General features: G+C 40.0%; 29 protein-coding genes and 1 other annotated feature. Of the genes, 6 read left to right on the forward strand and 23 right to left on the reverse strand.

Going from position 1 to position 25222, the window contains the following annotated elements; genetic code table 11:
* Nucleotides 1-282: 282 nt before the first annotated feature.
* Nucleotides 283-1704 carry a DEAD/DEAH box helicase gene (locus DWZ33_RS07135; protein ID WP_118454318.1) on the reverse strand — a complete coding sequence of 474 codons (1422 nt, stop codon included), beginning with the start codon at nt 1702-1704 and terminating at the stop codon, nt 283-285.
* A 156-nt stretch (nt 1705-1860) separates the two neighbouring features.
* On the opposite strand from DWZ33_RS07135, the gene DWZ33_RS07140 reads away from it, so the two are divergent.
* From DWZ33_RS07140 to DWZ33_RS07160, 5 genes are all read left to right on the forward strand, one after another.
* Nucleotides 1861-2196, forward strand: coding sequence for a helix-turn-helix domain-containing protein (locus DWZ33_RS07140; RefSeq protein WP_022939114.1), 336 nt, complete (start codon nt 1861-1863; stop codon nt 2194-2196).
* A 46-nt stretch (nt 2197-2242) separates the two neighbouring features.
* A complete protein-coding gene (locus tag DWZ33_RS07145) occupies nt 2243-2611 on the forward strand; it encodes a Spx/MgsR family RNA polymerase-binding regulatory protein (RefSeq protein ID WP_118454319.1) in 369 nt (122 codons plus the stop codon).
* Entirely contained in the window at nt 2601-2975 is a 375-nt protein-coding gene (locus DWZ33_RS07150; protein WP_022939116.1) for a metal-dependent transcriptional regulator, read from the forward strand. The genes DWZ33_RS07145 and DWZ33_RS07150 overlap by 11 nt, the downstream gene beginning before the upstream one ends.
* A 96-nt stretch (nt 2976-3071) precedes the next feature.
* Nucleotides 3072-3428, forward strand: a complete 357-nt coding sequence (locus tag DWZ33_RS07155) for a CidA/LrgA family protein (RefSeq protein ID WP_118454320.1) — start codon at nt 3072-3074, stop codon at nt 3426-3428.
* A 1-nt stretch (nt 3429) separates the two neighbouring features.
* Nucleotides 3430-4119 carry an LrgB family protein gene (locus tag DWZ33_RS07160; protein ID WP_118454321.1) on the forward strand — a complete coding sequence of 230 codons (690 nt, stop codon included), beginning with the start codon at nt 3430-3432 and terminating at the stop codon, nt 4117-4119.
* Nucleotides 4120-4210: 91 nt separating this feature from the next.
* Here DWZ33_RS07160 and DWZ33_RS07165 read toward each other — a convergent pair whose 3' ends face one another.
* From DWZ33_RS07165 to DWZ33_RS07245, 17 genes are all read right to left on the reverse strand, one after another.
* Nucleotides 4211-4522 carry a hypothetical protein gene (locus DWZ33_RS07165; RefSeq protein WP_118454322.1) on the reverse strand — a complete coding sequence of 104 codons (312 nt, stop codon included), beginning with the start codon at nt 4520-4522 and terminating at the stop codon, nt 4211-4213.
* A 4-nt stretch (nt 4523-4526) separates the two neighbouring features.
* Nucleotides 4527-5177 (reverse strand): HAD family hydrolase, encoded by a 651-nt coding sequence (locus DWZ33_RS07170; protein ID WP_022939120.1) that lies wholly within the window; start codon nt 5175-5177, stop codon nt 4527-4529.
* A gap of 101 nt (nt 5178-5278) precedes the next feature.
* On the reverse strand, nt 5279-7144 hold the full coding sequence (gene mnmG / locus DWZ33_RS07175; protein ID WP_118454323.1) for a tRNA uridine-5-carboxymethylaminomethyl(34) synthesis enzyme MnmG: 1866 nt from the start codon (nt 7142-7144) through the stop codon (nt 5279-5281).
* Nucleotides 7145-7259: 115 nt separating this feature from the next.
* A complete protein-coding gene (locus DWZ33_RS07180) occupies nt 7260-8252 on the reverse strand; it encodes a glycosyltransferase family 2 protein (RefSeq protein WP_118454324.1) in 993 nt (330 codons plus the stop codon).
* Nucleotides 8252-8956, reverse strand: coding sequence for a metallophosphoesterase family protein (locus DWZ33_RS07185; RefSeq protein WP_118454325.1), 705 nt, complete (start codon nt 8954-8956; stop codon nt 8252-8254). Before DWZ33_RS07185 ends, DWZ33_RS07180 begins: the two co-directional genes overlap by 1 nt.
* A 5-nt stretch (nt 8957-8961) precedes the next feature.
* Nucleotides 8962-10167 (reverse strand): MFS transporter, encoded by a 1206-nt coding sequence (locus tag DWZ33_RS07190; protein WP_118454326.1) that lies wholly within the window; start codon nt 10165-10167, stop codon nt 8962-8964.
* Nucleotides 10145-10402 (reverse strand): DUF2087 domain-containing protein, encoded by a 258-nt coding sequence (locus DWZ33_RS07195; protein ID WP_118454327.1) that lies wholly within the window; start codon nt 10400-10402, stop codon nt 10145-10147. The genes DWZ33_RS07190 and DWZ33_RS07195 overlap by 23 nt, the downstream gene beginning before the upstream one ends.
* 97 nt (nt 10403-10499) lie before the next feature.
* Nucleotides 10500-10745, reverse strand: coding sequence for a DUF2087 domain-containing protein (locus DWZ33_RS07200; RefSeq protein ID WP_118454328.1), 246 nt, complete (start codon nt 10743-10745; stop codon nt 10500-10502).
* Between the two features lie 40 nt (nt 10746-10785).
* Complete coding sequence (locus tag DWZ33_RS07205; protein ID WP_118454329.1) at nt 10786-11235, reverse strand: helix-turn-helix transcriptional regulator; 450 nt, start codon at nt 11233-11235, stop codon at nt 10786-10788.
* Nucleotides 11236-11288: 53 nt separating this feature from the next.
* Nucleotides 11289-12065, reverse strand: a complete 777-nt coding sequence (locus DWZ33_RS07210; RefSeq protein WP_118454330.1) for a class I SAM-dependent methyltransferase — start codon at nt 12063-12065, stop codon at nt 11289-11291.
* Nucleotides 12066-12148: 83 nt separating this feature from the next.
* Nucleotides 12149-12826, reverse strand: a complete 678-nt coding sequence (locus tag DWZ33_RS07215; protein ID WP_022939128.1) for a permease prefix domain 1-containing protein — start codon at nt 12824-12826, stop codon at nt 12149-12151.
* 1 nt (nt 12827) lies between these two features.
* Nucleotides 12828-13166, reverse strand: a complete 339-nt coding sequence (locus DWZ33_RS07220) for a PadR family transcriptional regulator (RefSeq protein ID WP_022939129.1) — start codon at nt 13164-13166, stop codon at nt 12828-12830.
* Between the two features lie 124 nt (nt 13167-13290).
* Complete coding sequence (locus DWZ33_RS07225; RefSeq protein ID WP_118454331.1) at nt 13291-13731, reverse strand: GNAT family N-acetyltransferase; 441 nt, start codon at nt 13729-13731, stop codon at nt 13291-13293.
* A complete protein-coding gene (gene metG / locus DWZ33_RS07230; RefSeq protein ID WP_118454332.1) occupies nt 13731-15674 on the reverse strand; it encodes a methionine--tRNA ligase in 1944 nt (647 codons plus the stop codon). The genes DWZ33_RS07225 and metG overlap by 1 nt, the downstream gene beginning before the upstream one ends.
* A 35-nt stretch (nt 15675-15709) precedes the next feature.
* Nucleotides 15710-15910 (reverse strand) — a binding site (T-box leader).
* An 86-nt stretch (nt 15911-15996) separates the two neighbouring features.
* On the reverse strand, nt 15997-16380 hold the full coding sequence (locus DWZ33_RS07235) for a hypothetical protein (RefSeq protein ID WP_118454333.1): 384 nt from the start codon (nt 16378-16380) through the stop codon (nt 15997-15999).
* A gap of 124 nt (nt 16381-16504) precedes the next feature.
* The gene (locus DWZ33_RS07240; protein WP_118454334.1) at nt 16505-17965 is read right to left on the reverse strand and encodes a glycoside hydrolase family 1 protein; all 1461 of its coding nucleotides are present in this window, start codon (nt 17963-17965) and stop codon (nt 16505-16507) included.
* Nucleotides 17966-17974: 9 nt separating this feature from the next.
* Nucleotides 17975-19825, reverse strand: a complete 1851-nt coding sequence (locus tag DWZ33_RS07245; RefSeq protein WP_220452408.1) for a PTS sugar transporter subunit IIABC — start codon at nt 19823-19825, stop codon at nt 17975-17977.
* Between the two features lie 137 nt (nt 19826-19962).
* Between DWZ33_RS07245 and DWZ33_RS07250 the strand changes: the two genes are divergently transcribed.
* Nucleotides 19963-20958 carry an AraC family transcriptional regulator gene (locus DWZ33_RS07250; protein ID WP_118454335.1) on the forward strand — a complete coding sequence of 332 codons (996 nt, stop codon included), beginning with the start codon at nt 19963-19965 and terminating at the stop codon, nt 20956-20958.
* Nucleotides 20959-20986: 28 nt separating this feature from the next.
* Here the strand turns inward: DWZ33_RS07250 and DWZ33_RS07255 are convergent, their stop codons facing one another.
* From DWZ33_RS07255 to noc, 5 genes are read right to left on the reverse strand one after another with little or no spacing between them, the layout of a single operon-like run.
* Nucleotides 20987-22462: a PHP domain-containing protein gene (locus tag DWZ33_RS07255; protein WP_182425570.1), complete on the reverse strand. Its 1476-nt coding sequence runs from the start codon at nt 22460-22462 to the stop codon at nt 20987-20989.
* The gene (locus DWZ33_RS07260) at nt 22452-22781 is read right to left on the reverse strand and encodes a hypothetical protein (RefSeq protein WP_022939137.1); all 330 of its coding nucleotides are present in this window, start codon (nt 22779-22781) and stop codon (nt 22452-22454) included. Before DWZ33_RS07260 ends, DWZ33_RS07255 begins: the two co-directional genes overlap by 11 nt.
* 1 nt (nt 22782) lies before the next feature.
* Nucleotides 22783-23667: a ParB/RepB/Spo0J family partition protein gene (locus DWZ33_RS07265; protein WP_022939138.1), complete on the reverse strand. Its 885-nt coding sequence runs from the start codon at nt 23665-23667 to the stop codon at nt 22783-22785.
* Entirely contained in the window at nt 23667-24446 is a 780-nt protein-coding gene (locus DWZ33_RS07270) for a ParA family protein (protein WP_022939139.1), read from the reverse strand. Before DWZ33_RS07270 ends, DWZ33_RS07265 begins: the two co-directional genes overlap by 1 nt.
* A gap of 15 nt (nt 24447-24461) precedes the next feature.
* Nucleotides 24462-25220, reverse strand: coding sequence for a nucleoid occlusion protein (gene noc, locus DWZ33_RS07275; protein ID WP_118454337.1), 759 nt, complete (start codon nt 25218-25220; stop codon nt 24462-24464).
* Between the last annotated feature and the right edge of the window lie 2 nt (nt 25221-25222).

Genomic DNA, 25222 nt, shown 5'->3' on the forward strand with positions numbered 1-25222 from the left:
CCAAACAGTAATATAAACATCTTAGCCTTTTCTGGTAAATCAATGATTACATTGTATCCAGGCTTAGCCTTGTCACAACTTTGGACCAGCATAAGCCAACAATTCCAATACATTGATATTATAGCATAAACTTTTAAAAAGTGAACAAAATGCACAATTTTTTACATCTTTTTTACATCGCTATCATTCAAATAAAAGACAGACGTTCACAACACTTCACGCCTGCCTTTTATTTAGTATCAAAAGATAAGTCAAATAACCTTCAATTAATTCACTAACCGCTTATCTTTTCTTTTCCACTGTAATTTGCTTATTCTTTATACTCTTTCCTTGCAGCCCCCGCAGCACCAATTCTCCCTTACCATTAAGAATCTCCGCATAACTAGTTGTCTCCAAAACCTCAATAATCCCTATATCATTAAATTCCACACCTGGCACATCCATAATTGCCCCGACCAAATCTTTAGCTCTCAGCTTCTTATTCCGCCCGCCTTTAAAATAAAGCTTGCATTTGTCCTCATCAATCACTTCCTCTTTCTGTCTAATCTCTTCAGATCGGCTCAGTATTGAATCATATACCACACCTTCAAACGCTTGCTCATCAATGCATGCCAGCTCCGTTTCCAGTTCTTCCTGCACCATATTCAAATACTTCATCTGCGTTGGCAGCACCAGCGAAATAGCTTTTCCTTTTTTATCAACACGTCCGCACCGGCCGATTCGATGAATAAAATCCTCGGTGGTAGTTGGAAACTCATAATTGATAACATGGGTAACATTCGCAACATCAATGCCTCTGCCTGCTACATCAGTCGCTACCAAGACACGGTACTTTCCTTTTTTAAAATCCCGCATATTAGCCAGCCGTTCTTCCTGCATCAGACCACCGTGTATCATCAGACAGCTGATTCGCTTTTCACAAAGCAGATCAAACACCTGCTCCACACTCTCCCTGAAATTACAGAAGATCATTGCCTGCTGCGGCAATTCTTTATATAACACTTTAAGCAATTGCTCCTCTTTGCATTCCTTATCCGCCTTCACATAAAACAAATCTACATTCGTATTGTACTTTTTAACTTCGCCGACTTTAATCACTTCCGCATCATGCAAATATGTTTCCGCAATTTCCTTAATCGAATCATTGATTGTCGCAGAAAACATAGCCATCGTACATTTAGCCGGCAGATAACTTAATATTTTAGTTACCTCCTCTATAAAACCCAGATTCAGCATTTCATCCGCTTCATCCAAAATACACGTATGGACATGATCCAGATTCAGCGTACCACGCTCTAAATGATCAAGCACCCGGCCCGCCGTACCAACTACCACATGCACCTTTTGCTTTAAATCCATGATTTGACTTTTAAATGGCTGCTTGCCAAATAACGTAACCGCATTAATCCTTTTATATGCTCCTAAAGACTTAAAATCAACCTGCACCTGTCTCGCCAGCTCTCGAGTCGGCGTCAGCACCAGCACCTGCGGTTCATTCCCCAGCCAGTCAATCTTTTCAATTTCAGGAATCGCATAGCTTGCAGTTTTCCCACTCCCGGTCTTTGACTGCACTAAAACATCTCTGTCCGCCAGCAAGGCAGGAATCACTTTTTCCTGCACCGGCAAAGCCTCTTCATATCCCAAAAGCGCTGCCGCTTTTAGTAATTCATCACTTAAATCAAAATTTTTAAATAACATTTTCATCTACCTCACCCTGATATTTTAAGCTGAAACTGACATTTTCACAAGAAAATAATCAACAGTTTGAGAATTTTTCTAAATAAAATATCGAAGTTCTTTAAACTTTACTATATAATAGTAGAAGAGATGGCTCTGCCATCGATTGAAGGAGGTAACTATATGACTAGAGATATTGGTACGATTTTAAAAAATGCAATGGAAGTGCAAGGCCTTAAACAGAAAGAAGTGGCTGCGGCTACTCATTTATCTCAAAATACAATAAGCAATTACATCAACGGTAAACGCCGTCCTGATTCAGAAACATTGCTGATGCTTTGCGATATTTTAAAACTTGACTTCCGCGCAGTTGTTCAAGGCGGTATGGAAGAGGATACGATTTACACCCTCACTAAACAAGAAAGCCAGCTGCTGAGCGGTTACCGTGAAATTACGGCTGAAGAACAAAACAATATTTTATCTTATGTCAACTTTTTAAAAGATCATCAGGCTAAATAGACGCTTTATTTATTATTTTGTGTTAATATAGACATGAGGTGATTTGATGCAGTTTATTGAGTATCCTAAATGCAGCACTTGCATCAAAGCAAGAAAATATCTTGAAGCAAAGAATGTATCATTCATCGATCGGCATATTCATGTTGATACGCCTACCGCTGATGAATTAAAACGGTGGATACCGCTCAGCGGTCTTACTGTCGAACAATTTTTCAATACCAGCGGCAAGGTTTACCGCGATAACAATTATAAGGAAAAGCTTAAAATCATGAGCTATGATGAGAAAATCAAAGCCCTGTCCGAGAATGGCATGCTGATTAAACGTCCGCTGCTGGTCAGTGATACAAAAGTATTAGTTGGTTTTAAGGAATCCGCATATGAAGAAATAGCGAGGGAAATGAATCATGAATCATAGTGATCGATTAGGTGAAAGTGCTGAAATGTATCTTGAAACAATACTTTTATTGGAGAAAAACGGTAAAGTTCGTTCTGTGGATATAGCTAAAAGTTTAAATGTATCAAAACCAAGCGTTAATAAAGCGATGAATGTTTTAAAAGAAATGGGTTTTGTAACACAGGAGACTTATGGTGAAGTACATCTGACAGAAGCCGGACGGCAAAAAGCCAGTGATGTCTATAACCGACATGAAATATTATGTGATTTTTTAGAAGGTGTTCTGCATGTTTCAAGAGAGAACGCAGAGAATGATGCTTGTAAGATTGAGCATGTTGTCTGTGATGAAACTATCAATAAAATCAAAGAATTTATGAAAAAGTGATGATTCCCTTCATCACTTTTTTATTGTAAATGCATTGTAAATACTATGAAAACTGACTATAATAAAAATCGTTATATCAAAAAATGAGGGAATCTTATGAAACTTCTGGAACAATGCGCTTTATTATTTGCTGTCTGTCTTGGATCAATTGCTATCGCCGAGAGTCTGCCGTTTAATTTTCCTGTCAGCATTATCAGCATGGCTATCCTTTTTATATTATTATGTACTAAAATTATCAAGGAACATCAGATTGCTGATATTGGTGATTATCTATTAAAAAATATGGCTTTTCTTTTCATTCCTGCCGGTGTTGGCATCATGGAATATTTTGAATTATTGAAAAGTCAGGCGCTGATTTTGCTGCTGATTTGTCTGTTCACTACTTTACTTACTTTTTTTGCCACTGTTTTGACAGTGCAGGGAGTTCAGAAATTGATAAGGAGGGGAAATTAGTATGAACGAAATTATTGCTTCTCCTTTATTCTCTATATTTCTATGTATCATTGCTTATAAAATCGGATTGCTGATCCAGCAGAAGACGAAACTGGCAGTCGCCAACCCATTGCTGATTGCAATTCTGATTGTGATTGTTTTTCTGAGTGCTGCCGGCATATCTCTTGATCAATTTAATCAGGGCGCTTCTTTTATCTCAATGTTTCTCACACCTGCTACCTGCATGTTAGCCCTATCTATTTACCGCCAGGCTGATAAACTTAAAAAGAATCTAATTCCCATTCTAGCCGGCACTTTAGTAGGATCCATCGTATCCATGACTTCTGTCATGCTGCTTTGCAATGTATTTCAGCTTGATGAAGCAATGGCTTATTCGCTGATTCCCAAATCAGTAACCACTCCCATTGCCATGGACGTCAGTGCTTCTTTAGGCGGCATCGTACCGATCACCATTGCCGCTGTGATTATAACCGGCATAATTGGGGCTGTTTTAGCACCAACCTTAATTAAAGTATTTAAAATTAAAGACCCTGTTATTCGCGGCATTGCCATCGGCACCTCTTCGCATGCGCTCGGCACATCAAAAGCATTGGAAATCGGTGAGGTTGAAGGTGCAATGAGCGGTATTGCTTTAGGTCTTTGCGGAATTATCACTGTGATACTTTCACTTGTATTGGCACCGTTTCTATAATTATTAATATCATAATATATCAGCCTCGACTAATAAAAATGCATTATTATCACCATCCGCTATCCGGACAGCTAAATAATGCATTTTTTTATTATTTATGAATAATGACCCGCGTTCTTTTTCTGATTGTAGATAAACGTTTTGCCGCTGATCTTTTCAAACGATCATCATGTATCTCTACCCGTCTTAAAAGCTCATTCATGTGACGGATTTGTGCAGGTTTAGGTCTTGCAATCGCAATCTTTTCAATTGGCACGGAAACGATTGGCTCACTAACCGCTGATGTTTCAGCCTTGTTTTTCTTTTCCTGACTTATTTTCACGATTTTGGACACTGCACTGATTGCCACACCAGCCATTCCGATACCTATAAATACAGTACCAATTGTCTTAAGCATACTCATGGAATCACTCCTTATTTATTTTTTTAATAATATCTAATACTTGATCTACCGTATCAATCAGCATATCCGCTTGATCTTGATGGAAACCATACTGAGCAGCCCGTATGGCAGCTACTGATAAACCGCTGCCTTTTGCCGCCGCTATACCGGTATCTGAATCTTCAATAACCAGATATTCATCTGCTTCATACCCAAGCGCATCTCTGGCTGCATTATAAACAGCTGGATCCGGCTTTGATTTAGGATAATCTTCACCGCTGACTATCAGATCAAACATGTTTTCTAAACCGCAGATACGAATCATTTCATTAATACTTTTTTTAGGAGAAGTTGAGACGATTGCAGTTTTAATATGCTGCTGCTTTAACGAACGCAGTGTTTCTTTTACCCCCGCGTTCAAGATTTCATCATAGGGGAAATGGTAAGTTTCGGAAAATTGTTTATAAACATCAATGATTTTTTCCAATTCAGCGTCTGACTTCTCCGGGAACAGCTTCTGCATGATGACATCCAGATCGAGTCCAGCAAAAGAATTCATTCTTTCTTTTGTGAAATGATAGCCATATTGGCTGAAAAAATCAATTTTACGCTGACTATAAACCGGCTCTGAGTCAATCAGAACACCGTCCATATCAAATAACACCGCTTTAATCATAGGCACCTTCCAGACTTTTGAAATTAGGAGCTAGCATCGTTCTCTTCTCCTATATGCTTCATCATATACTTCTTACACACGAATGTCAATTGCACCTGATTTTACTGATTCTGACGCTTGCGCTGTTCAAGATGAATTGCTAAAACAGCTATATCCGCAGGATTAACCCCCGATATTCGGGAAGCCTGACCTACGCTTGCCGGCTGAATTGCCTTTAGCTTCTGACGGCCTTCAAGTGATAAATTTTCAACCTCATCATAATTGATACCAGTCAGTTTCAGATTCTCCATCGCTTTTAGTTTATCCGCTTCTTTACGCGCCTTGCGAATATAACCTTCATATTTAACTTCAATTTCTATCTGACGGGCTGCTTCTTCAGAAATCTCCAAATGCGTATATGGTTTTAATTCATTAATTGTCACACCCGGCCGTTTCAGCAGTTCTAAAGCGCTGATTCCTTCAGTCAGCGGGTCGAAGCCAAGTTTTTCAAGATAGAGAGCTACCTCTGATTTAGAGGTGAAACGAATCGCTGAGAGTGCATTTGCACCTGCTTCTATATCACTTATCTTCTTTTTAAAACGATCATAGCGATCCTGTGAGATCAAACCGATTTCATAGCCTTTTTCAGTCAGCCGCATATCCGCGTTATCGTGGCGCAGCAGCAATCGATATTCAGCTCTTGATGTCAATAGCCGATAAGGCTCCTGTGTGCCTTTCGTAACCAAATCGTCAATCATTACACCGATATAAGCTTCGTCACGATGCAGGATCAAGCCTTCTTTACCATCAAGCTTTAAACTGGCATTGATTCCTGCCATCAACCCCTGTGCCGCTGCTTCCTCATAGCCGCTGGTACCGTTGATCTGACCAGCCGTAAACAGATTTTCAACAGCAATTAATTCCAGCGTCGGCTTTAATTGCAGCGGATCAATAGCATCATATTCTATTGCATAGGCATATTTCTTAATCCGGCAGTTTTCAAGACCCGGCAGTGAATGCAGCATTTGATCCTGAATATGATGCGGCATTGATGTAGAGAACCCCTGAACATAAGTAGTGTCCAATGATTCTGATTCAGGCTCTAAAAATATTTGATGTCTTTCCTTATCAGCAAAGCGTACCAATTTATCTTCGATTGAAGGGCAGTATCTAGGCCCAACGCCTTTAACCAAGCCTGAGTACATGGCCGATTCCTTCAAGTTATCATTAATAATTTTATGTGTTTGCGGCGCCGTATAGGTTAAATAGCAGACATGCTGTTTCTCGAAAGGCCGCACGTCCTCACGTTTAGTATCAGCCGAAAAGCAGACAAATTCATCCGTTCCCGGCTGCAGCTCGGTCTTTGAAAAGTCAATGCTGTCAGTATAAACCCTGGCCGGCGTACCTGTTTTTAAACGGAATGTTCTTAAATCGGCCATTCTTAAACTTTCTGAAAGCTTTTCTGTCGTCGGCTCATCATCCGGTCCGCTTGGTGTTGCCGTATGCCCAACCATAACTAAGGAGCTCATAAATGTACCGCTGGTAATGATCAGCGCTCTGCAAAGAACTGTTTCACCGGTGTTTAATCTTATGCCGACTGCTTTGCCGTCTTGAATTAATACTTCCTCAACAATAGCTTCCCGCACCTTAAGATTTTTAGTATTCAAAACCACATTCTGCATGTATTTTTTATAAGCGATTTTATCACTTTGTACCCGCAGACACTGAACACCGGGGCCCTTTGTAGTATTCAGCATTTTGAACTGCAAAGCAGTAGCATCAGCTGCTCTGCCCATTTCACCGCCTAAAGCATCAATTTCCCGTACAACGATACCTTTTGCCGGACCGCCGACACTTGGATTGCACGGCATAGCGGCAATCATATCTATATGCATAGTGAATAAGATTGTTTCTTTATTTAAACGGGCTGCCGCTAATGCCGCTTCAACACCAGCATGGCCGCCGCCCAGTACGATTACATCAACCATTTTACCAACTCCTCAACTTCCTACTATTATAGTACAATTTATATTAAATTTACCATGATTTCAATCAAAAACAGCTCACTTTCAGATTTTACACCCAAGGGAGCTGCCGCATTGATTAAGCAAACCATTTAAAATAGATTGCGCGTATGATTCTGTCAGTTAGAAACAGTTTGTGTTTAAGCAGCCAAAATTCCATGCGTGTCTTATGATTCGCATAAGGCAGCCACCCTTCCATATCCTTCATCGCGTCTGAAATTAATGCGGATGCCGCCTTTCGGTCAACCTTAAAAAACGGATTGCTGCGATCAAGATAGCATAGAATATTCACTAAAAAACTATGATAGCAACGTGCTTTTAAAACTTCAGGGATTTGAGGATTTGCATTCAAATATTCGATAACCGTTTGATTATTCGCAAGCGTCCCCTTTAAAAAGTTCTGCTGATTATCCTTAGACAATGAATTTTGATCACAATCAATATAATGATAATAAGGCTTATTAATTAAGATTACTTGATCTATATGCTGATAATAATGTAAATTGAATATAAAATCTTCAGTATAATGGATACTTTCATCAAAAAATAAGCCATTCTTTATAATTTTCTCTTTCATATATAATTTATTGCAGACAGAATAAAATAATCGCCGACGATCTATTTCAAAATAATAATCTGAATCGTAATAGCTTACTGGTGTTTGATCATAGACATAATCTTTGCTTTTGCCATGTGGATCTATGCGCCGCATGCCACAGATGCAAAGTGTATTTTCAGCCGCGTATTCCATCATCGAATCTACTGTATCAGCCTCATAAACATCATCTGAATCAAGAAACATAAGATATTTACCTGCCGCTTCTTTGATACCTCTGTTTCTCGCTGATGATACACCGCCATTTGTCTGCTTTATAACTTTAATGCGTGAATCATTCGCAGCCATTGTCATGCATATTTCAGCCGATTGATCCTGACTGCCATCATCAACAACAATAATTTCTAAATACCTATAGGTTTGAGCCTGCAAAGACTGCAGACATCGGACAATAACTTTTTCACGATTGTATACCGGTACAATGATACTTACTGTATTTTCTTTCATTTTTAACATTAATTATCGTTTCTCTTAGGGGCTGCATAGAATTCCGCCATATCCTCCAGCCGCATACACCCCAGCTGTCCGCCCATATCCAGCATCGCGCATCCGCAGTCAATATCGCTCACATTCTTGCCATGCCAAATCCTGCAGGGTTTATCCATCTGATAAGCCGCCGTTGGTGTATGTCCGATAATTACATGCGGGCCTTCAAAAGTTTCATCAGCACCGATCCGCGTCCATACAAAAACATCACGCCATGAATGACCCAGATGCTCAGCCGGATCATAATCCTCTTGATTTTCATAGCATGGAGCGCCATGCACTAAACAAAACGTTTTGCCATTTACATCCAGGATCAGCTGCAGCGGTGCCTGTTCAAGAAAATGGATTACAGCTTCCCTTTCCTTATCGTTTAATGCCTCATAGCCCCTCATTGTTGGTTCACAGCCATTACGCAGCCATCGTTTCAAGGCTGTTTCATGATCCACATCCGTATCCGTATAATGATCCAGAAGCATCTTTTCATGATTACCCAAAATAAAAGTGCAATTTTTCATTCCCATAACCTTTTTCAACAATAAAATGCCATCAGGGCCACGATCCACAGCATCCCCAAGCATATATAAATGGTCAGTTTCTTTAAATTCGATTTTATCCAGCATCTGATTAAACAGCCCCAGCTGACCATGCAGGTCACTGATTACATACGTACTCATTCCTATCACCTCTGATTGTTTTCTATATTGTACCCTCTCATAAGTAAATAAACAAGGATGAGGATGCAGCAATTAAACATTCCCATAACAAAACTGCCGGAGCTGATCTCGCTTAACTGCCCTGCCAGAAAAATACCCAGTGGAATTAAGCATGAGGATGTAAAGCTTTGCAGAGCAAAAAACCGGCTTTGAATAGCTGCATCTACTTCATTTTGAAAATAAGAAATCAAAGGAATGTTTATCATCGATGTCAGTGAACCGCTGATAATCATCACCATCATAAAAATTACAAAATAAATTGCTGGACTGATACCAAGCAATGAGCTGAAGCCAAGGCATCCAAGCAGCGCACTGTTCAGCAGCAGATTAGTTTTAAGACTGAATAAGCCTTTATTAAAACGATAAAGAATAAAAGATGTCAGCAGCATACCTGCCACAAAAAGCAGATTCGCTAGTCCATACACCGTCTCTGAATAGTGATAATTTTTAATCAGCACTGCCGGATAAAAGATTTCCTCATGCGGAGCAAAAAACAGATTCAAACAGCCAGTAATTAAAAATAAGCGAAGAACAAAAGGCTTTTTCTTGAAAAAGGGGATTAATTCCCGATAATTCTTATCCCTTTGCTGAATGTCAGCCGGCTTTTCTTCTAATTTAATGAAACATTCCATTAATCCTGACAAACCAAAACTAACAATATTCAGCAGCACAATAGCCTCAAAACCTAACCCCGTGTAGACAAGTGTTCCAAGCAAAGGTGCCGTCAAAGCCACACCATTATCAACAATGCCCCTTAATCCATTCATCCGCTGCCGGTTTGCTTCATTGCTTAATTCACTCAGCAGCACACTGGTACTGATATTGAAAGCTTGTGACAAAACCGCACTGACTGCTAACAGAGATGCCATCAGCCATAGCTCCGCATGATTCAGCACAAGAATTAAAAGTAAACCATGCAGTCCTGCCTGTGCAATATCAAGAGCTACCATGCAATGTTTTTTGTTTAGACTTTCAAGCTTCAAGCCAAGCCAGGGAGCAAGCAGAACCGCAGGACATTGCATAAACGCAAACAGTGTGCCGCTCGCCGACAGCGAATCCGTCAGCTTCAGAAACATCAATGGCAGCGCGATACTCTGCATGCCATTCCCCAGCATTGACACCGCCCGGCCAAGCAGCGCCCGCTTTAAATCACTTCCAATATCGGCCGCCATCTGCAGTCCTCTTCAAATATTGATGTTCCACCAATTCCCTGCGAAGATAAACATAATCCTCATAAACACCCATCAGGATTTCATTAACCTCCTGCTCTGTATATTCCCTTGATGCCGTAAAACATTCAGCAATTCTCTGCAGCGTAATTTGACGCAGTTCTTTCTTTTTAGGTAATGCAATCAATTTAAGCGGCATTAAGCTTTTAAACATCCGCAATTCATCATTTTCTTTCATAAGCAATCTCCTTATTTACATATATCATAAACACATTCTATTATTGTTCATGATATATGTCAACCAAAAATAAAAAGTGTGGATTAACCACACTCATTTATGTTCGCCAGTATTTACTGCAGTCCTCACTGCGGGCCATAAATCCATATTCAATCAATGCCCGGCGCAAGCTTGCGATATCATCAAAGATATTTTTTAAAATCGCATTAACTTCTTTTTCCGTATACTCATGATTTCTCTCAAAGCATTCACAAATCTTTCGCAAAGCGATAATCTTCTTCTTATCCTTTGCCGGCCACTGCTTCAGCTTTAAAGGTTCCAGTGAAAGAAACAGACTCGCCATTGCCTTTGCTTCCTCATCTTCAGTGACACAATAACGTTCATCAACCTATTCTGGCACCCTCATGAATCTTTACATAAGGGTCATTTTCATCAGGTTCAAATACAGATTCAGCAACTGCCAAATAGCTTTTAGCCTGTCTGGCCTTTTCCTTTAAAATAAACCGCTGATGCCGAATGGTAGCCGCTGCCACACCGGTAAGCCTTGCAATTTCATTATCCTTATATCCCTGCTTCATCGCCTTTAGAATTTCAATCTGCCGCTCTGTGCAGCCATGGCTCATATGTTCCAGCAATAAATCAAAATAATCAGAATGTGCTTGTTTCAGATGCACTATCACTGCCTTGTTTGCCTTATAGAAATGGTTATCCAATAGATAAATTTCATCCTTTGAAAACCTTTGCTGACAGCACAGACATACAAAGCCTTCCTCATCCTCAGCATATCCGCGTTTTATTTCATTCACTGAATAATCATATATTTTCTCAAACATTGTATCACTTCCTATAAACATAGTTTAAACATGTTTACTCTAGTTAGCAACTTCTATTTCTTACCGATGTATAAAAAATGCTGGCTTGTACCATAAACCTTAGCATCCTGACTTAGCGCATAGGCGATATCGATCCATTTCGCATACTGCGGACTAGCCATGATTTCACTCTCCTTGCTGCCAAGGATATTTTCAATGCCCGCAAAAGCAAGCTCTTCTAAATCAAAACTATTCATCAGTGCCTTAGCTTCTTCTACCCCTGTAAAATAAGCCGTAGTAAAGCCTTGTTCAGCTTCATTCAATCCATTCTCCAAATAAGTCAGTAATTCATCAGTATCAAAATCAGCATTGCAATACAATAATGCATCTTGAATCGGCGCGTAATTTGATATAAAAGCCGCAACCAGCAAGCCTCCCTTTTTCAACAGCCGCATTGCATTCTCTATCGACTTGCGGCGGTCTGCTTCATGAATCAAATGATAAAGCGGTCCCATCAATAAAACAACATCATACGCTTCACTTTCAAATTCACTTAAGTCCAAGGCGTTGCCTTTAACCGCACCCGCAAGCTCAACACCAGCTTCTTTCGCTTTAATTTTAGCCATCTCAACATTTTTGCCAGACAGATCAAGCAGTGTTACCTGATGACCTTTTTCCGCCAGATAGATCGAATAGCGTCCCGGGCCGCCGCCGATATCAAAGATTTTTAACTTATCCCCTTTAAGATAATGATCAAGATACCGTTTTGTAATATCAAACTCAACACGATGCCGATCAAGCCGTGTCCATTCATCATAAACTTCATCATACCATTTTTCAATTTCATTCATACTCTTACCTCCACATTCAATGTATTTTGTATATATTATCACAAACATTGACTGCCTACAACATAAAAAGCAGCCGCAGCTGCTTAAAGGAAGGCATTGATAACACTGCTGATAATCGCTGATATGATAAAGATAATCCACCCTGGATGCCATAATCCCATAAAGAAACCCATCAGCAAATAAATCAATACAGTTAACTGCCATAATATACCATTAATGATTCCCTTCATTTTTTTATTTTTCATCGGTGCTTCCTGAAAGGCTTCCATCCCATTCAGACTGCCGCAGCTTTTCTCAAAGCGATCCTTTTCCATTCCCCAGTAGATAAATAAAATCACACCGATACAGACAAATACACTAAACCATGCGATCTGCATCGCTTCTACCAAATAGTTATAATAAAAAATCTCATAAATAACAGCTGTGCCAAATACCCCAATGATACAACAGACAACGCCCGCAATAATACCATTTCTGAATTTACGCTGAAAATAGGATATCATCGGATTATCCTCATCGATCGGCAAATTGCTTTCATTATATAAAATTTCATCAAGGTTTAACTCACGGCGGATATCTTCAATACTGCCAAACTCAGAAACGACAATACCAAATGCTGAATCCTCATCCTTCCCCTGTTTAATTAACTCAAGATAATGTTCCTCCATATTACTTAGAATATCTCTTTTCATGTCGATTACTTCTTTAGTTTTAGGCAAACCGGAAAATACATTATCCACAAATACTCTAATTTTTTCCATATTATTTCTCCTCGATCGTTTCTCTGACAAATGCGTCAATCAGTTCTTGAGTTTCCTTCCATTCCTGACATTTACTGCAATAATATTCATACCCCTTGGGTGTTATATGATAATAAGTCCGCCGTTTCCCCAATGATTCATTACCAAAATAGGAGGTAATAAAGCCATGCTTCTCTAATCGGTTAAACACTGAATACAGTGTGGTTTCTTTAATATGATAGTAACCTCTTGACTGATCTCTGATCTGCTTATTGATTTCATAGCCGTATGAATCTTTATCAAGCAGACAAGCCAATACGATCGTATCATTATAACCACGCAATACATCACTGCTGATCATAGCGCCTCCTAACTACTCCACCTGATGAAGTACCTTCAGTATAGCACAACTACTACGACAGATAAAGTAGTTTAATAGAATTTATAAAAAAAACGGAAACAGTAAAACCATTTCCGTCCTATTTCTATAATATTTTACGCATTTCACGATGAATGATGCCAACCTCTTTAAACTCATCACTGCTGAATTCATAACCCAATCGCTGATAGAATGACCAGGCATTAATTCTTGCATGAAGCATGATTTCCTGATTTCCTGCCTTGGCAATTTCCTGCTGCGCGAATCTCATCATTGCTGAGCCGATCTGTCTGCCTTGATAAGCAGGATGCACGCATACTTGCTTGATTTGTACACATGTCTCACTAACATTACGCCAGATCAGACAGCCAACTAAATGCCCCTGAATAAAAGCACCGGCATGGGTAAATAAATGATCATAGCGCAGATCTTCATGTGAGAGAATCAAGCCCAGCGGTTTTCTGAGCAGATCCTCACGAAGCTGCTTCTCAACAAGGTAATCCACTGAATTCAGATCAATGAGCTTGAATTCAATCAGTTCACTCATTAACGTACGATTGAGCCATTCGGCAAATCACAGGCAGCTAATGCCAACTGTTCATCATTGGCTGTTTCACCGACTAAGATCATACCCTGACTTTCCACACCGCGCAGTTTTGCCGGTTTTAAGTTAGTCACAACGATAACCTGTCTGCCAACCATATCTTCAGGTGTGAAATGGGTCGCAATGCCGCTGACAATCTGACGCACATCACCATTGCCAACATCAATTTGGGAAACTAAAAGCTTATCCGCCTTAGGATGTTTTTCACACTTCAGAATCGTGCCTGTCTTTAATTCTATTTTAGAGAAATCATCAAAAGTAATTTCCGGTTTCTTTTCCGCTTCTTCAGCTTCCTTTAGAGGTTCAGCCGCTTTTTCATGATCCTTTTCGATAGTATCCAGCATTTCCTTTGCATCAATGCGGGCAAATAGAATTTCCGGCTTTGCGATGACTTTTTTACCGCATTCCAAATGACCGAAGCTTTCACAAGTATCTAAATCAGTTACTTCCGTATTCAATTGTGCGAAAATCTTTTCCGCCGTTTCTGGCAGGAATGGTTCAAGCAGAATAGCCGCGATGCGGATCCCTTCAAGCAGATTATACAGCACCGTTGCCAGACGATCATTTTTACCTTCTTTCGCCAATGTCCAAGGTGTTGTCTCATCAATGTATTTGTTGCAGCGTTTAAGCAGAACGAAGATTTCCGCAATCGCATCACCGACGCGCAGCTCATCCATCTTCTTCTCAGCACCCTTAACCGCGTTCATTGCCGCCTGTTTCAATTCCTCATCCAGCGGTTCATTAGCTTCAGGATTGCTAACCTCGCCCGCAAAATATTTATTGGTCATTGAAATGGTGCGGTTCACCAGATTGCCGAGTACGTTCGCCAAATCAGAATTGATTCGTTCGATCATCAGTTCCCATGTAATCGTACCATCCTGAGCATAAGGCATTTCACTCAGACAGAAATAACGCACGGCATCGACACCGAAATACTTCACCAGCTCATCCGCATAAATGGCATTGCCTTTGGATTTACTCATTTTGCCATCGCCGACTAACAGCCAAGGATGACCAAATACCTGTTTAGGCAGCGGCTGTCCTAATGCCATCAGCATAATCGGCCAATAAATCGTATGGAATCTCAGAATATCTTTACCGATGACATGAACATCGGCCGGCCAGTATTTCTTATAGTTTTCACCATGGTTGCCATCCGCATCAAAGCCTAAGCTTGTAATATAGTTTGATAACGCGTCAATCCATACATAAACCACATGCTTATCATCAAAGTCAACCGGAATCCCCCATTTAAAAGAAGTTCTGGAAACGCAAAGATCCTGCAGTCCCGGTTTGATGAAATTATTCAGCATTTCATTTTTTCTTGATTCAGGCTGAATAAATTCAGGATGAGATTCAATATGATCAATCAAGCGCTGAGCATATTTCTGCAGATTGAAAAAATACGCTTCCTCAGTTGCTTTCTGAACTGGCCGGCCGCAGTCAGGACATTTCCCATCGACAAGCTGGCTTTCAGTCCAGAAGGACTCACATGGCGTACAATACAGGCCTTCATATTTACCTTTGTAAATATCACCCTGTTCGTAAAGCTTTTTAAAGATTTTCTGTACCTGCTTCACATGATAATCATCGGTAGTTCTCACAAAATAATCGTAAGAAATATTCATCAGTTTATAATTCTCACGAATCACATCCGCCACACCATCAACATATGCCTGTGGTGTAACTCCGGCAGCTACTGCCTTTTCTTCAATTTTCTGTCCATGCTCATCAGTTCCTGTCTGAAAGAACACATCATACCCCTGTGAACGGCGATAACGGGCAATCGCATCTGAAAGTATAATTTCGTATGTATTGCCGATATGCGGTTTCCCTGACGTATAGGCAATCGCCGTCGTCAAATAATATTTACCTTTATTTTTCATGTCGCATCCTCCTGCTTTAATAAAAAAAGATTCCGCCAAAGGACGAAATCTCGTGGTACCACCTTAATTTGTGTACATCGTACACCTCATCTGCTTAACGCGCAGTTACGTTTTTTCCTAACGATTCAGAAAAACAGTTCAGGAGCCATCTTCATACCCTTATCCCTGCGGATTTCCACCAGCCATCCGCTCTCTGTCAGTTCATCAGGTACTACTCTTTCCGTCTTAACCTTTACTTGATTATTATATGCAATTATTTTTCTTTAATCAAGTAAAAGTCAATGTTTCCTTATTTAAACCATGACTAAACAATCAAAAAGTATTATTTTATCTTTATAGAAGGCAGTTTATCTGCCATAAAAATAAGATAACGATCACTGAAAGTATGCAGACCAATTATAAAAAATAATGATAATTCCATCCCCACAAAGCCGAAGAGCTGAATGAGAAGCCATGGGATCAGTCCCTGCATCACATAGATGCCGCAGCCATAAGGATGACAGTCAAAAAACGCCTCACCATTGGTTGTCTTACAAAATCTGAATATTGTAAGAAGCGTTAACAATGGCATTAATCTTACATATGTATGATAAAATTCAAGACTGACAGCATTGCTGAGCAGAAATACAAAACAAATGGCCCAGAGTACATAGGGCGAAAATTGGATCAGCAAATCAACCATGATGCAGTTCAGACGGTCAAACATTCAATCACCTCATGGCATTCTATGCTTAAGACCGCTTATAAATACACAAAATCACGCACCCAGCTAGAATAAGCAAAAGCAGTATCTCCTCATGAGAGATACTGCTTTATACTACATCATTTAATTATTCAGTATCACCATTGGTTTCGATACATTTTTTATACCAGTAAAAAGAATCTTTTTTGTATCGTTTATTGGTACCCTTTCCCTCGTCATCTCGGTCAACATAGATTACTCCATAGCGCTTACTCATTTCCATAGGTCCGCATGAGACAATATCGATGAAGCCCCACATCGTATATCCTAACAAATCAACACCATCGATAACTGCCTCTTTCATTTGCGCGATATGAGTTTTTAAATAATCAATTCTATATGGATCGTGAACAGTCCCGTCAGCTTCAAGGATATCTTTGGCGCCTAATCCATTTTCCGCAACAAATACCGGCAATTGATAACGATCATAAATCTGATTCAATGTAATCCGCAGTCCAACCGGATCTTTCTGCCATCCCCATTCACTGGTTTCTAAATACGGATTTTTATTAGCCATGATCAGATTACCCGCCGTCTTCTCCCAGCCTTGTTTAGTGGTAGAAACCTGTGAAAAATAATAGGAGAAGGCTGTGAAGTCAATCGTATTTTCACTTAAAATCATATCATCGTCCGCTTCTTTTTTAATCTGAATGTTTTCTTTATCAAAATACCGTTCAATATAGGCAGGATATTTTCCTCTAGCCATTACATCCAGATAGAACCAATTTGAATATTGATCATCTAAGATCATCTGCATCACATCATCAGGATGACAAGTGGCCGGGTATGTTGTAAATCTGGCAATCATACCGCCAATCATTGACCCCGGCAAAATCTCATGACCCGCTTTTATTGTCAATGCATTAGCGATGAATTGATGATGAAGACATTGGAATATCGCATTAACATAATCTGCTTCCTGATCCTCCACTAGACACACACCGTTATAAGGATTAAATCTGCCGGCATTAAATTCATTAAAGGGCAGCCAATAATCAACTCTGTCGCCAAGTCTTACAAATAATGTTGTCGCATATTTAACATAAAAATCAATGGTTTTACGGTTCTTCCAGCCGCCGTATTTTTCTACCAGATTCACAGGTATATTGTAATGAAGAATGGTTGCGAATACTTTAATACCATATTTATGGCATTCATTAAATAAATCTATATAAAACTGAATCCCCTCTTCATTAGGCATTTCATCATCCCCATTGGGATAAATTCTCGCCCAGTTAATCGATGTGCGCAATACTTTGATACCTAATTCCGCAAACAGCTTCACATCCTCTTTATAATGGTTATAGAAATCAATTCCCCATCTGAATGGATAGTGAACAGTATCATCATCAGTTAATGCCTTTTTATATTTTTCACCATTGATTCTGCGGTTTTTAAACATCGCGCGCTCTTCCTTGGTCCAAGCCGCATCAAAATATCTTAAATCCTGAGTATCTAAACCTTTACCGCCTTGATTATAAGCGCCGTCTGCTTGTGAAGCCGCAATCGCGCCGCCCCATAAAAATCCTTCTGGAAATCCTTTTTTCATACTCCACCTCTATTGTTCTTTCTTAGTAATCGCATATGAAATCGCAAATGATGCTCCCCATGCTACCGCCATTGTAATCAGCAGCATCAAGAAATTGCTGCCGTTATCAACATATGTTGCGATACTTGTGATACCAGGCATTGAGAATGCATAGGTAACAACACCTAAAAGCATCGCTACCGCCCCGGCTATCGCACCGCCCAGCATTGCTGCATATAAAGGCTTCTTTTCCGGCAGTGCATAACCATACAATGCAGGTTCAGTAATACCTAGAATACATACCAAACCAGTAGAGATTGCTGCTGATCGGTTATCGCTTGGTTTTTGCTTTAACGAATAAGCGAGGATCGCGCCAGATACGGCTAGATTTGAATAGAAGAAATTAGGCAGCATGTAATCATAACCTAAGGTTGATAAATTCTGCAGTTCAATGGCTGACCAGCCTTTAATACCAAAGATAATTGTTAAAGGAATGATGCCGCAGAACAACGCGCCGGCAAACGGACCTGCATTTGTAAATAACCATGCAAACGTGCCAGTCATAAGCTTAGCAATCTCATTGCCGATTGGAGCGGCAAAGGCCAGAAACAGAGGAGCAGCTATCAAGAATGACAACGCGCCTGAGAAGACAATGCGTAGATTTTTAGGCATTTTTTTATCAATGAAATGGAATATAACCGAGAAAATCCACACTGACAAGATTACCGGGAATATTGATGCTTTATAATTATAGGCCGGTATGGTCAGAAAACCAAAAGCATAGCTGGTTATTCCTTCTGCCGGTGCTGCAAATGTCGAGTACATCAAAATACCGGCTGTCATGATACCAAATACTTCTTTTACCTTAAAACGTTTAGCGGCATTAAAGCCAACGGTAAACGGCATGAAATAGAAGGGTGCATCACCGACAGCATTTAATACGGTAATGATTTGTGATGAAGCATCTACTAAACCTAATGCAGTTATTAAAGCAACGATTCCCTTTATCATACCGCCGGCAACAATAGCGTATAACCCCGGGCTGACACAGGATGCCAAGGTATTGAGGCCGCGGGTAATCAGGTTGGGTTTCTTTTCTTTGATATTGCCGGTGCTTGTAGATTCAGCAGTTACACCCGAAATTTCAATGAATTCATTAAATACTTCAGGTACTGTAGTACCGATTACACATTGGATTTGACCGCTTGATTCAACAACCTTTAAAATACCTTTCACATTTTTCAGCTTTTCAACATCAACCAAATCACGGTTAACCGGCACAATTCTCAATCGAGTAATACAGTGGAATACATTGGCGATATTTTCTTTACCGCCGATAATTTCTAATATCTCTGAGCACATGGCACCATATTCATACTTACTTAAATCTTTTTTCATCACATTCGCTTCCTTCCTGAAGGATTGGGCTACTCTAGTATCCAATGCCAATTGAACTGCTTCATAATTCTCAATTGTATACTTACTCTCATTTGTATAAATAACAATTACTGTTGGATCTAAGCCAGCTTCTTTAATCGCATCGATATCAAATTTAATCACTGGTTCATTTGCATGCACAGTGTCACCAGTTTTTTTCAGCACTTCAAACCCCTTGCCGTTCAGATTCACTGTATCAATACCGATATGAACAAGGATTTCTAAACCATTCTCGGCAGTAAAACCAATCGCGTGACCGGTAGGAAACAGCATTGAGACAGTTCCATTTACCGGCGCATAAATTACACCCTTTGTTGGCATAATGCCAAAGCCGCTCCCCATTACACCGCTGCTGAATGTCTCATCCTTGATTTCACGCAAAGGAACATATTGTCCGGCTGCGGGCGATAATACATCTATTTTAAGCTTTTTATTCATATCCATCGCTTATCCTTTCTTTTTTACTTGTCAGAACCGTTCTTACACTATTATGATATCTGTTAATGAATCCGTTTACAATTTCCTAATAAAACGCGTTGACTTACCAAACTTAATATTTTAAACTTAAGCCAGGTGATCCCATGAACATAAAAAAACTAGAAGCTTCTTTATTTCAATTAACAAAATCTGAACAATATCATCAAGGCCATGATCCTTTGACACTGTCAGAACGCTATAAAAATATCCAAAAAATTAACTATCAAGACCGCTCAATGTATTTGTTTACTTTCAATTCACTCTTTGAAAATAAATATGTTATCGTAAATAAAGAATCACGTTTCACTTTTATTCCTGAGCATATTCATACAGTGATTGAATTTATTTATGTTTATTCAGGAAAATGTACGCAGACAATCGATGGGAAGAAGGTATTCATGGAACAAGGGGATATATGTATGTTAGATACCAATGTACCGCATTCCATCGCCTATCTAAATGAAGAGGATATCATCATTTCTATTGAAATCCGCAAGGAATATTTAACACAGGGATTTTTAAATCGCTTAGGGGATAATGGCATCATCAATAGTTTTTTACTTAATTCACTTTCTTCCAATGCCAAACATGATCAGTATCTATTATTTAAAAAACAAGAAGATAATCAAATTCATACAATTATTCAAAACATTTTATGTGAGCATTATGAACCTATATTCTGCAGTGACAAGGTCATTGATGCTTATATGATTTTATTATTCTGTGAAATATTGAGGAAATATAAAAATCAGCAGATGAATGAGAAGAAGAATAAAAATCATTTAATGTCGATTCTAAATTATATTGAAGATCATTGTTTTACTACTTCGCTTCAAGACACCGCTGATGTTTTTGGTTTCACGCCTCAATACTTAAGTTCATATATAAAAAAAGGCACAGGCAAATCGTTTAAAGAATTAATCATTCTGCAAAGGATGTGTCAGGCATGTTTCTATTTATCAAATACAGAAATGCCGATTTATGAAATTGCCAATAAAGTAGGTTATGATAATTTAGGCTTTTTCTATAAGAAATTTGAAGCAATTTATAAAATGACACCGCAAAAATACCGTGAATTAAAATATGATTCATTGCTTTAGAATACAAAAAAAGGAATCCGAAGATTCCTTATGCATCAATAAATTTCTTTGTAAAGATGGAAATCAATTTATCATATTTAGGTTCAGCCCCGCTGACACCCATTTCAATACTTGGCTTTGTCTTGCCATGGAAATCACTGCCGCATGTTACTAAGCATGATGTCTCTTTGACAATCTGCAGGTAGCAGGCAATTTCCTCAGGGCTATGATAACTGCTGAAGACCTCCAGTCCGCGTACGCCGCAGTCAAGAATGGCCTTTAATGTTTCACTGTCACAGCCAAATGGTTTCTTTGGATGGGCAAGAATTGGAATACCGCCGGTATCCTTAATCAACTCAACCATATCCTGCAATGTTGGGTAGGCTATATCAACATAGGCTGGTTTCCCTTGGGCGAAAAAGTCCCAATAGAAGTTTACATATGGATTATCATTGCGTTCACCGCCGACACGATATGGCTTTAATAATTCTTCATCCGCATAAGCCGGATTGTTCAGCAGCTGTTCGCCAATCATTTCCCCGGTAATAATCCCGGCGTTGTTCATTGACAGAAGTAAATCAACATCAAGCTTTAAGCCGGTGACAGCTTCAAATTTATCTACTCGTTCAATCGAAGCCTTGCGCTCCTGTTTCAAATGATAGTTGCTGAGCTGAATATAACGTTCATCCTTATAATCAATACCATAGCCTAACAGATGCAGATTCGTGCCATTGAAGGAACAATCCATTTCAATGCCGGGAATATAATTGATTTGATAGCGGTCTGCCAATATCACCGCTTCAAAATTAGCTTTTATGCTGTTGTGATCAGCAATGGAAATTGTCTGAATACCATTGCGCTTTGCTCTTGCGAACAATTCCTCAACACTGAAATCACCGTCATCACTATATCGGGAGTGCATGTGCAGATCAACCTTATAAACACCGTCACGCACTACCTGTGCGGCTGGTGCAGGGACTGCTGCCGGCTGCGGTTTTACCACTTCTTTAACTTCTTCAACTTCGTTTTTTTTAGCAATTTTCTTTTTCACCGGTGCCCCCGCATCATATGCCGAAATCGTTCTAGTATGTGTAACATAATCAACAATTGAACGGCCATATGGATCAATCAGAATAACTAACAGATTGACAAGCAGATAAGCGACGATGCCAATATAATTAAACAGCCAGTACAGAATGAAGAAAGGCAGACTGAAACCAATCAGTTCACGAAGCATGCACTGCAGTCTTGATGCTTTCTTCTTGCTTAAGTCTACAACCCGGATATCAAAGGATACCGCACCAAATGTCTGGCCGTAAGATACCGCGATAAAGACATTGGTCAGCAGCAATGATACGATCATGAGAATTTCCACAAATGGATCGACCACATCAAGCATTCCTGCCGGCAGTATACCCGCCAATACAAATAATACAATAATATCCCATACCAGAATAGGTAAAAGAATAATTACGATATTGCATAGGAATGCAAGACATTTACTTGTTAGCAGTTTATTTTTCATGATAAGAGTCACCTTTCCCGCTTTCATATTGATAATAGCCATATTTCAGGAACAATCGATTTACGATTAGTGTTCCCCCGCCGCTGAAGCATAATACAAAAATCACTTTCAGCATTGGCTGGCTGCTGTCAATAAAACGATAGCTGATAAATAGGGCAAGCAGACAGAGTGCGATCGGCAGCATACTATGCCGCTTGATACTTGCCGGCTCCAGCTGATAACGCATTCCGCACTTAGGACAGCGCAGATGTGTGATACCGCTGAATAATTTGGAATCGATCCATGTGTCACACAGATCACATCGAATTACTTTTTTCATACTAATCTTCTGCGTCTAAACAGTCAAGAATCTCCAATATACGATTCAGATCATCATATCCATGATAATGAATCACTAATTGCTTATTGTCAAGTGAAACCTTAGTTTGAAATTTATCCTGAAGCCGGCCCTGCAGATCTGCAAGATGGGCATCTGTTTTCTTTTCAACGGCTGGTTTCTTAGGTTCATGAAGTTTTTTCACTAAACCTTCAACAGCTCTTACACTCAATTTTTCATTAATCGCCTGTTTCGCAATCAGCTCCATCGTTTCATGATCTTCTACATTAGCCATCGCGCGCACATGTCCCATTGACAGTTTGCCGTCAATGACATAATTCTGAATTGTCTTAGGCAGCTTCAGCAATCTCAGCATATTCGTTACATGCTCACGGGATTTGCCGACCCGTTTAGCCAATTGTTCCTGAGTATAACCAAGACGTTCAATAATTTTTTGATAGCCGGCCGCTTCCTCAATGGCATTCAAATCTTCACGCTGAATATTTTCAAGCAGTGCGATTTCCATCATCTGCTGATCATCAAATTCCACTAAAATACCCGGAATTGTCTTTAATCCTGCCAGCTTAGCAGCACGCAGACGGCGTTCACCGGCAACTAGCTCGTAGCCTGAAATTCCCTGCTTAACAAGAATGGGTGTGAAGACACCATGACTTGCGATGCTTTCTGAGAGTTCCTGCAGTTTTTTTTCATCAAACTGTTTTCTTGGCTGATACGGATTAGGTTTAATTTCATCAATGGGCAGTTCCATTTTAGGACTGCTGCCCTCTGCATTGCCATGCTGAATATCCTCCAGCAGACTGCCAATGTCATCACCAAAGATCGCGTTCAGTCCCTGACCCATACGCGGCTCTTCTTTTTTCTTTGCCATTATGCCGCCTCCTCACTGTTCTGTTTAACTACTTCGCTGGCTAAGCCCGCATAAGCTTTGGCTCCGTCACAGCGAATATCATATTCAAAAATTGACTGGCCATGGGAAGGCGCCTCCGACAATTTAATGTTGCGCGGAATATAGTTCTTATAAACCCGCTCTTTAAAATGCTTGCGCACTTCCTGCTGAACCTCAACGCTCAATTTAGTACGAGCATCAAACATTGTCAGCAGTACACCCTCAATAATCAGATTCTTATTAAACAGCTGCTGCACTAGACGAATCGTCAGCAGAAGCTGAGTAACACCCTCTAACGCGTAATATTCACACTGAATTGGAATCATGACTGCATCAGCCGCTGTCAAAGCGTTCGTATTCAGCAGACCCAATGAGGGCGGACAGTCAATGATTATGAAATCATATTCATCCTTTACCTCATCCAGTTTATTCTTCAGCAGCATTTCTTTGCCTACTTCAAATTTAATCATCTGCAGATCAGCGCCAGCCAGTGAAATATTGGAAGGCACTACATCAATCGGCGGTGTTGATAAAGTCTTGCGGATATCCTTCACATGATAATCTTCCATGATCAGATTATATACGCTGAGCTGATTGCCCTTTAATGACGCGCCGACGCCCTGGGAAGCATTGCCCTGCGGATCAAAATCAACCAGCAGTACCTTTTTGCCCAGATAACCTAAACCTGCAGCCAGATTAATACTCGTCGTTGTTTTGCCAACGCCGCCCTTCTGATTTGAAACTGCAATAATTTTACCCATATGTACACTTCCTTCTTAACTCTTGGGGAAACGGATGATCATTTGATAATCATCATCAGTTTCAACTTCATTTAATTCGGCATTGATACCGGTTTTCAAAATCATTGAGAACGCCTGCTTGACCGTATTCACCGCAACTCGGATATCACGGGCAAACCCTTTAACACGCGTTTTCTTCTCATGATTCATTGATTCCTGAACTAATTTCTCCGTCTGAGCAACATTCAGACCCTTCTTAACGATCTTTTCAAGAAATTCCTGCTGCTTCTCATTTTCCACACCGATCAGCGCCCGCGCGTGACGCTCCGTAATAATTTTACTGGAAACAGCATTTTGAATATTATCATCAAGATTCAACAGACGAATTTTGTTCGCAATTGAGCTTTGTGATTTACCCATCTTCATCGCCAGCTGACTTTGTGTGCAGCCAGTTATTTTCATGATTTGAAGATATGCCTTCGCTTCCTCAATCGCACTTAAATTCTCACGCTGTACATTCTCCACAAGCGCTAGTTCAGCCATCTGCATCTCATCAGCATCCATCACATAGGCACTGACCTCTGTCATACCCAACAGCTGCATCGCTCTGAACCGGCGTTCACCGGCTACAATTTCATAATGTCCCTTTGCCTCACGAACTGAAATTGGCTGAATCAGACCATTCTCACGGATCGACTGAGCTAAATCAAACAGCGATTCTTCATTGAATTCCAACCGCGGCTGATAAGGATTGGGCACGATCCGCTCAATCGGTATAATCTTCGTTTCTTTCATCT

The organism is Dielma fastidiosa, assembly GCF_003475485.1.
Lineage (GTDB): Bacteria > Bacillota_I > Bacilli_A > Erysipelotrichales > Erysipelotrichaceae > Dielma > Dielma fastidiosa.

Excerpts from the sequence above, each read along its gene's own strand:
- DWZ33_RS07215 (WP_022939128.1), bottom strand. The coding sequence starts at position 12,826 with ATGGAAAAAATTAGAGTATTTGTGGATAATGTATTTTCCGGTTTGCCT.
- DWZ33_RS07145 (WP_118454319.1), top strand. The coding sequence starts at position 2,243 with ATGCAGTTTATTGAGTATCCTAAATGCAGCACTTGCATCAAAGCAAGA.
- DWZ33_RS07140 (WP_022939114.1), top strand. The coding sequence starts at position 1,861 with ATGACTAGAGATATTGGTACGATTTTAAAAAATGCAATGGAAGTGCAA.
- DWZ33_RS07255 (WP_182425570.1), bottom strand. The coding sequence starts at position 22,462 with ATGAAAAATAAACTGCTAACAAGTAAATGTCTTGCATTCCTATGCAAT.
- DWZ33_RS07210 (WP_118454330.1), bottom strand. The coding sequence starts at position 12,065 with ATGAATGAAATTGAAAAATGGTATGATGAAGTTTATGATGAATGGACA.
- DWZ33_RS07265 (WP_022939138.1), bottom strand. The coding sequence starts at position 23,667 with ATGGCAAAGAAAAAAGAAGAGCCGCGTATGGGTCAGGGACTGAACGCG.
- DWZ33_RS07160 (WP_118454321.1), top strand. The coding sequence starts at position 3,430 with ATGAACGAAATTATTGCTTCTCCTTTATTCTCTATATTTCTATGTATC.
- DWZ33_RS07260 (WP_022939137.1), bottom strand. The coding sequence starts at position 22,781 with ATGAAAAAAGTAATTCGATGTGATCTGTGTGACACATGGATCGATTCC.
- DWZ33_RS07190 (WP_118454326.1), bottom strand. The coding sequence starts at position 10,167 with ATGGCGGCCGATATTGGAAGTGATTTAAAGCGGGCGCTGCTTGGCCGG.
- DWZ33_RS07185 (WP_118454325.1), bottom strand. The coding sequence starts at position 8,956 with ATGAGTACGTATGTAATCAGTGACCTGCATGGTCAGCTGGGGCTGTTT.
- DWZ33_RS07240 (WP_118454334.1), bottom strand. The coding sequence starts at position 17,965 with ATGAAAAAAGGATTTCCAGAAGGATTTTTATGGGGCGGCGCGATTGCG.
- mnmG (WP_118454323.1), bottom strand. The coding sequence starts at position 7,144 with ATGGTTGATGTAATCGTACTGGGCGGCGGCCATGCTGGTGTTGAAGCG.
- DWZ33_RS07225 (WP_118454331.1), bottom strand. The coding sequence starts at position 13,731 with ATGAGTGAACTGATTGAATTCAAGCTCATTGATCTGAATTCAGTGGAT.
- DWZ33_RS07270 (WP_022939139.1), bottom strand. The coding sequence starts at position 24,446 with ATGGGTAAAATTATTGCAGTTTCAAATCAGAAGGGCGGCGTTGGCAAA.
- DWZ33_RS07135 (WP_118454318.1), bottom strand. The coding sequence starts at position 1,704 with ATGAAAATGTTATTTAAAAATTTTGATTTAAGTGATGAATTACTAAAA.
- DWZ33_RS07155 (WP_118454320.1), top strand. The coding sequence starts at position 3,072 with ATGAAACTTCTGGAACAATGCGCTTTATTATTTGCTGTCTGTCTTGGA.
- DWZ33_RS07200 (WP_118454328.1), bottom strand. The coding sequence starts at position 10,745 with ATGGCGAGTCTGTTTCTTTCACTGGAACCTTTAAAGCTGAAGCAGTGG.
- DWZ33_RS07165 (WP_118454322.1), bottom strand. The coding sequence starts at position 4,522 with ATGAGTATGCTTAAGACAATTGGTACTGTATTTATAGGTATCGGAATG.
- DWZ33_RS07170 (WP_022939120.1), bottom strand. The coding sequence starts at position 5,177 with ATGATTAAAGCGGTGTTATTTGATATGGACGGTGTTCTGATTGACTCA.
- DWZ33_RS07220 (WP_022939129.1), bottom strand. The coding sequence starts at position 13,166 with ATGATCAGCAGTGATGTATTGCGTGGTTATAATGATACGATCGTATTG.
- DWZ33_RS07235 (WP_118454333.1), bottom strand. The coding sequence starts at position 16,380 with ATGTTTGACCGTCTGAACTGCATCATGGTTGATTTGCTGATCCAATTT.
- metG (WP_118454332.1), bottom strand. The coding sequence starts at position 15,674 with ATGAAAAATAAAGGTAAATATTATTTGACGACGGCGATTGCCTATACG.
- DWZ33_RS07250 (WP_118454335.1), top strand. The coding sequence starts at position 19,963 with ATGAACATAAAAAAACTAGAAGCTTCTTTATTTCAATTAACAAAATCT.
- DWZ33_RS07245 (WP_220452408.1), bottom strand. The coding sequence starts at position 19,825 with ATGGATATGAATAAAAAGCTTAAAATAGATGTATTATCGCCCGCAGCC.
- DWZ33_RS07195 (WP_118454327.1), bottom strand. The coding sequence starts at position 10,402 with ATGAAAGAAAATGATGAATTGCGGATGTTTAAAAGCTTAATGCCGCTT.
- DWZ33_RS07205 (WP_118454329.1), bottom strand. The coding sequence starts at position 11,235 with ATGTTTGAGAAAATATATGATTATTCAGTGAATGAAATAAAACGCGGA.
- noc (WP_118454337.1), bottom strand. The coding sequence starts at position 25,220 with ATGAAAGAAACGAAGATTATACCGATTGAGCGGATCGTGCCCAATCCT.
- DWZ33_RS07150 (WP_022939116.1), top strand. The coding sequence starts at position 2,601 with ATGAATCATAGTGATCGATTAGGTGAAAGTGCTGAAATGTATCTTGAA.
- DWZ33_RS07180 (WP_118454324.1), bottom strand. The coding sequence starts at position 8,252 with ATGTTAAAAATGAAAGAAAATACAGTAAGTATCATTGTACCGGTATAC.